The sequence below is a fragment of the Candidatus Competibacter phosphatis genome (genome assembly GCF_012939995.1).
Lineage (GTDB): Bacteria > Pseudomonadota > Gammaproteobacteria > Competibacterales > Competibacteraceae > Competibacter > Competibacter phosphatis.
The window spans coordinates 1-6,117 of the sequence record NZ_SPMZ01000108.1; the positions used below are offsets into that span (position 1 = coordinate 1).

The 6,117-nt window shown below is 55.0% G+C and carries 8 protein-coding genes; 6 read left to right on the forward strand and 2 right to left on the reverse strand.

The window, feature by feature from the left end; genetic code table 11:
* From E4P82_RS20955 to E4P82_RS22635, 3 genes are all read left to right on the forward strand, one after another.
* The coding region (locus E4P82_RS20955) for a MobA/MobL family protein (protein ID WP_169250692.1) at positions 1-621 on the forward strand (621 nt) is incomplete at its 5' end.
* A 199-nt stretch (positions 622-820) separates the two neighbouring features.
* Entirely contained in the window at positions 821-1,588 is a 768-nt protein-coding gene (locus tag E4P82_RS22630; protein WP_246327780.1) for an AAA family ATPase, read from the forward strand.
* An 8-nt stretch (positions 1,589-1,596) separates the two neighbouring features.
* A complete protein-coding gene (locus E4P82_RS22635; protein ID WP_246327781.1) occupies positions 1,597-2,148 on the forward strand; it encodes an OLD family protein in 552 nt (183 codons plus the stop codon).
* 133 nt (positions 2,149-2,281) lie between these two features.
* Here the strand turns inward: E4P82_RS22635 and E4P82_RS20965 are convergent, their stop codons facing one another.
* On the reverse strand, positions 2,282-3,388 hold the full coding sequence (locus tag E4P82_RS20965; RefSeq protein WP_211203244.1) for a replication protein RepA: 1,107 nt from the start codon (positions 3,386-3,388) through the stop codon (positions 2,282-2,284).
* A 539-nt stretch (positions 3,389-3,927) separates the two neighbouring features.
* Between E4P82_RS20965 and E4P82_RS20970 the strand changes: the two genes are divergently transcribed.
* Together E4P82_RS20970 and E4P82_RS20975 are read left to right on the forward strand one after the other, a co-directional pair.
* Positions 3,928-4,194, forward strand: coding sequence for a type II toxin-antitoxin system ParD family antitoxin (locus E4P82_RS20970; RefSeq protein WP_169250693.1), 267 nt, complete (start codon positions 3,928-3,930; stop codon positions 4,192-4,194).
* Positions 4,191-4,517 (forward strand): type II toxin-antitoxin system RelE/ParE family toxin, encoded by a 327-nt coding sequence (locus E4P82_RS20975; protein ID WP_169250694.1) that lies wholly within the window; start codon positions 4,191-4,193, stop codon positions 4,515-4,517. The genes E4P82_RS20970 and E4P82_RS20975 overlap by 4 nt, the downstream gene beginning before the upstream one ends.
* 231 nt (positions 4,518-4,748) lie before the next feature.
* Here E4P82_RS20975 and E4P82_RS20980 read toward each other — a convergent pair whose 3' ends face one another.
* Positions 4,749-4,997 (reverse strand): hypothetical protein, encoded by a 249-nt coding sequence (locus E4P82_RS20980; RefSeq protein WP_169250695.1) that lies wholly within the window; start codon positions 4,995-4,997, stop codon positions 4,749-4,751.
* Between the two features lie 569 nt (positions 4,998-5,566).
* On the opposite strand from E4P82_RS20980, the gene E4P82_RS20985 reads away from it, so the two are divergent.
* The coding region (locus E4P82_RS20985) for a MobA/MobL family protein (RefSeq protein ID WP_169250696.1) at positions 5,567-6,117 on the forward strand (551 nt) is incomplete at its 3' end.

Genomic DNA, 6,117 nt, shown 5'->3' on the forward strand with positions numbered 1-6,117 from the left:
TGGCCGGACGAATGGCCGATCGAGCGCTACGCCGCGCGGCGGTGGCTGGATCGGGAGGAACGGCGGGACCGCCAGAATGCCCGCGTGATCGACAAGCTGACCGTGGCCTTGCCGCGCGAGCTGGACCCCCTGCAACGGCGCGGGCTGGTCATGGCGTTTGCCGAGCGGGTAACGCAGGGGCGGGCGGCGTGGTTCGCGGCGATCCACCAGAGCGGACGGGACGCGCACAACCCGCACGCCCATATCGTCATTCGTGACCGCGACCCGGAAACCGGCAAGCGGGTGGCGCTACTGTCGGAGAAAGGGGCATGCCGGAACATCCGGCTGTTGTGGGAACAGGCCGTTAATGCCGCGCTAGAAGCCCAAGGAAGCGCGCAGCGGGTGACGCGGCTGTCTCATGCGGTCCGAGGCATCGAGGCGCTTCCACAGCGCCACAGAGGCCCGCAGCGGCCAGAGGAAGAGCGGGAGAGGGAAACAACAGACTGGCCGGGCGTGTCCGCCCCGGCCTCTACGGTCGGCCTTGCGTTTGCCATCGCTTCCGGCAAGAGACTACGAAGCCCGCGCCCTTTTGTCCCATGTGCGGTTATTCGGCCTTTTGATTTTTCAATGGCTTGCGAGTGATGTTGCGCCGAACCATGAGACGGAAGGACACATTTTGTCCATTGAACTCAAGAGAGAGGGAGAGTAGCGCTGAAAGTAAGATTTGTGACACACTTTCCCATTCATGATAAATCAACGGCTTGGTTGTGCCAGCAATCAGAGATAGGAACTACTACCGAGAGTTATGTATAAACTGCGCAGTAATTGAATGGAGGTTTCGATGGATTCAAGTGAAATTCACAAGCTTCGTGAACAGCTAAGTGCAAGCCTTTGGCCCAAGTTTATAAATAGCGTTGAAATTGATGGGCTCAGGGGATGGTCAGGCCAAACTGTGCAATTTCGTTTCCCGGTTGTAGCCGTGGTTGGGGAAAACGGCACTGGAAAAACTACACTCTTAAAGGCAGTTGCTTGTTGTTATGAGGGAGAGACCAAGTCACAAACATATTTCCCTTCAGATTTCTTCCAAGATACGCCTTGGGATAGCGTCGAGGGGGTCACGATTCGTTATTCATTAAAACAGGGTGAATCAGTTATTTCATACAGAGTTAGCAAGAAAACATCTCGATGGAATTTTGCTGAGATAAGACCAAAGCGGAATGTCTTTTATCAAGATATCTCAAGAACCTTACCGCTTGATGCCACTGCTGGCTATGCCAGAATAGCAAAGATGGGAAAAGTTGAAACCGATAGCGAGAATATCTCTAACGAAAATCTTATATATTTATCCCATGTGTTAGGCCGTCAATATGAATCTGCGAGATTTGCTAAGTCAGATGTATCGAAGCATTCAGTAGGGCTTTTCAGGCGATCATTTGGCGAATTTAGTCAATATCATCAGGGGGCCGGAGAAGATGCAACGCTAGATTTGTTTAAAGTATTGGAAACCATACCAACGACAAGTCTTTTAATAATTGATGAAGTTGAGGCATCATTACATCCGAAAGCTCAAAGAAGGCTGATTGATTTTTTTATTGAAGCTGGCTCGTAAAAAAGCGAATGCAAATTATCGTTTCTACCCATAGTCCATATATCCTTGAACAACTTCCACAAGAAGCGCGAGTTCTCTTGGTTCCCGGAAACCAAGGAACTAATGTGATCTACGGGGCAAGTGTAGAATTTGCCATGAGCAGGATGGACGATCTAGTTCACCCTGAAATGGCTGTATATGTCGAAGACCGAGAGTCAGAAATATGGCTTCGGGAGATGCTAGTAGCCAACGATGCAAAAGCACCTTTGGTAGATCGTATTGATATATGTCCTGTTGGGCCAGCAAATGTAGTAAAAACAATGGGTAGCTTAGGAAAAGAGGGTCGATTACCAACTAAGAAGAATCTTGCTGTGCTTGATGGCGATAAAGAACAGAGTCCTGGTTGTATAGTTCTACCAGGCAATTCTGCTCCTGAAGTCGTTGTGTATGAGCAATTAAAAGCTAAGAATTGGGCACATCTTCCAGAACGAGTTGGTATCGGTGCTGGAACTCTATTTGCTGATCTCGACGACATTATGACAGACCCAAATCATCACAATTGGAATAAAAAAACTGGGTGATAAGGTGAGAAAGTCGCACGTATCAGTTTGGGAAACAATGGTATCTGAATGGGTAAGAGAGTGTATGAGTACTTGCGACGGAGAAAGAATATATCACGCAATTGAAGAGATATTGGTGCAAGGAAACTAAAGATTATTGTGGGCAGATTTTTTTACGACAGAAGGCGAGAAAAGCCGCATCCGGTTTTTGTGGTGTTCCCTTCTTTTCGATCCATTCGCGCCACTGTCTTTCCAGTTCGTACACATCCCAGCCCGGCGCGGCTTTTCTCGCCATTTCGTAGGTTTGGGTTTTTAAGAACGGCCCCTCTCGTCCCTGAAAATCCGGCAAGGGAAGCAAGAGCGGTTCTAGTGCGGGCGGATTCTTGAGCCGGGGCAGCGCGGGCGGCAATTGCGCGACATGCGGCTTGCTGGGCTTGAGCAGCAAGCCCCGTTCTCCCTCCTCGACGTTGGCTTCCGGGTAGCGCACAAGGACGGCCCGGAGGTGTTCCAGAAAAGCCGCTTTGAATTGTCTGGTATGGGTATAGTCGGCCCCGAATTGCATTTGCAGGGCAGCCCACGGAATCTCTGTAGGCTTGCGCAAATAGGACATGCGGTAAGTGAGCCAGCAATAAATATCCAAGGCCAAGGGCGACCGTTTGAGGGCTTTAAGTGCCAGCATATCTACCGGAACGGGATTTTTAATGACCTCCTCGTAAAAATCCGTGCCGAGGGTCAGGGTCGATTTCCACAGCGGCGCTTCATCGGGGGCTTTCGGGTTCCACCACAAACGCGCGTCCTTGACCATCTTGACGCCGAAAATTCCGGTCTTGTCCTTGTCGTCATAAGTGCATGTGACGGACGAGGCAAAAAGTCGGGTCATCTGGTCACGCAACCGCGTGATGCTTCCCCATCGCCCGCCTGTTGGGGCTAGACCCAGCCCTGCCATGAAGGCGGACAGGGACGGTCCCAGTTCCAGAACCGGGGATTTGGTGCGAACCGCTTCCGTTGTTATCCATGACACCAGCAAGCGCGGGATTGATCCATAGGGCAATCCGAATCGCCGGGGTGACATCATGGTGAGGGTGAAATGCCCATTCTGGCGGGTAAATTCGTTATCGGAAGTGGCCTTGTGCGGCATGGTGGCTTGCGTCAGGACGCGGGCAATGAAGCCGACAGCCCCGGCTTCCCGCGCCTCTTCCGCCTCGATCATCAAGGCTTGCCTTACACGCTCGTCGAGGTCGTCATCGTCATCGTCGCTCATGGCCCCTTCTTCCTATCGCCCTTTTGAGGAAAAGCATAGGCCGGATTTATCCACAGCAGCGAGGGGTTTTGAGAAGTTATCCACGCATAAACGGTGACGCTTTAAGCCCCGGTTTACGCATAAACGGTGACGCTTTTACGCATAAACGGTGACGCTTCATCGCGAAAAAAATTCGTGCAACTTTTTTGTTTTTAAACGAGTTTTTCGCTGTTTTTCCGGCCCTCCCTGTAGTACCCTGTATTTATAAAAAAAACCCTGTAGTTGGGGAACGCGGTTGGTGGAAAACTCGCCAATCGCGGAAAGCCGCCCCGCGAAAACCCAAAAACCGGTTCGGCAAGGGGGTGAAGGCTGGACCGTTCGGGGTCAACCGGAAACCTTGGTGGAGGCTTGAATCTCCCGAAAGGCATGCGGGGGGAGGAACTGATCGGTCAGGGGCAAGACTCCTTGTCCGGTTTGGGCGATAGGAAAGAAAAAATGGCAAAAATTGGCAAATATCGCCATAATGGAAGAAAGCAGGGCTTTCAGGAGGAGCAAAGACCATGACCACACTCAACATCTCGCTACCGGAGCAGATGCGCAGTTTTATCGAAAGTCAGGTCAGCAAGGGGTTTTACAGTACCGCGAGCGACTATATCCGGGACTTGATCCGGGATGACCAGAAGCGCAAGGATCAAGCAAAACTGGAATCGCTTCTGCTTGAAGCCTTGGAAGGGGACGACCCCCAGGAATTCGCCCCGGAGTTTTTCGAGCGGTTGCGCGAACGCGCCCGGCAGGCGATCAAGGCCAAGGAAGGCAAGACCTCGTGAGACAGGGCCATGTTTACCGACGAGCGAAGGTCGAACAGGACATTCTCGAACACTTCGAGTATCTCTTGGGGGAGCGCCCGGAAGCCGCTTTGCGCTTCTTGGAAGCCGTCGAAGCGGCTTTCACGCGATTGGCCGGAATGCCTTTGATCGGGGTCGCTCGACCGTTCAACGGGCCAAGGTTGGAAGATATCCGGATGTGGCCGGTTCCGGACTTCGAGAAATTCCTGATTTTCTATCGACCGCGCCCGGATGGGATCGAGGCCATGCGCGTGATTTACGGGATGCGCGACATTCCGGCGCTCATGGCAGATTGGGAATACTGATTTTTGCCCCTAGGAAGCCCGTGGAGACGTTTTCAGGCGCTCCCCCTTAGAAATCCCCATGCCCGAGCCAGAAGCCCATCAGCGGCCTTTTTTGGGGCCGTGGCGCGCTGATCCGTGAGCAAGGCCGTGAGCTTGGCTTGTGTCGCGCGCCGTTCCTCGGTTTCGTCATCCAAGCGGCGGCGCAGGTCGTCCCGTTCGCTTCTCAACAGTTCGATTTGTTCACGTAACAGATCATGTTCGCGCTGTAGCACACTGTCTTTTTTTGTCTTTTTGTGGTGTCCCGGTTTGTCCGTTTGAGACAGTTTCGGACGTGTCCGAGAGTGTCACATTGCCATAGGCTCGTTCCAATTCGGCCACATCGACGTACGGCTTGCCCCGACCGTCTTTGCCTACGGAGACTTTGCCTTCCTGAATGTCGCGGTACAGCGTACTTCTTGCGACACCGACTGCTTTCGCCGCTTGATTGATGTTCATCCGCATGGTGTAGCGCTCTGTCCGATTGAGCCTCTTTCGGACAGTAGCACAGTGTCCGGGGCGTGCAAGCCACAAAGAAAACGGCCCGCGTGGACTATGAAAACCCGCGCGAGCCGTCCTCACCGTCGGCGGTCATCGGGTTCCCACCCTGTACCGCATCCCAGACCTAGCACACCCTCACCAGAGAACAAATATCCGGGGGGAGCGCGAGGGGGGAACGCCCTCGCAGGGTGGCCGCGTGCTGGAAACGATCCAGTGACCCGCGGCGGTTCAAGACCACCACGAAACACCGCACCCGAAACCCGACCCATGGGAGGGCGCACTTTTGGGTTTCTGCGAAACCCGCGTGCGCCGAGCGACGGGCGTCGTGATCCAAAATCCAGCCCGGCGAAGGCGTCACCCAAAGCAGGGAAGTGCGCACTTATACATCGCTAGCGCGATGTGTGCGCGGGTCGGAAAACCCGGTGTTGGGAGCGGGTAGCAAGATGTGTTTTTGTAAACAAAAACCCCCTTGGCAAGGGGGCGCGGCCCCCGTTGCATCCCCCGGCAAGTGCCGGTTTTCTGTGGACAAACGTTTGTCCACCCTGTGTCTGCCGCGACCGCGCGGGCAGACTGGAAACGTGGCGATTTATAGCTTGCATTTGCGCAGTGTCGGCAGGACCACCCACGCGCCCCGGACGGCGGGCGCGCATCTGCGCTACATCACCCGCCCCGAGGCCCGCGCCGACCTGCTGGCCGGACGAATGCCGATCGAGCGCTACGCCGCGCGGCGGTGGCTGGATCGGGAGGAACGGCGGGACCGCCAGAATGCCCGCGTGATCGACAAGCTGACCGTGGCCTTGCCGCGCGAGCTGGACCCCCTGCAACGGCGCGGGCTGGTCATGGCGTTTGCCGAGCGGGTAACGCAGGGGCGGGCGGCGTGGTTCGCGGCGATCCACCAGAGCGGACGGGACGCGCACAACCCGCACGCCCATATCGTCATTCGTGACCGCGACCCGGAAACCGGCAAGCGGGTGGCGCTACTGTCGGAGAAAGGGGCATGCCGGAACATCCGGCTGTTGTGGGAACAGGCCGTTAATGCCGCGCGTAGAAGCCCAAGGAAGCGCGCAGCGGGTGACGGCGGCTG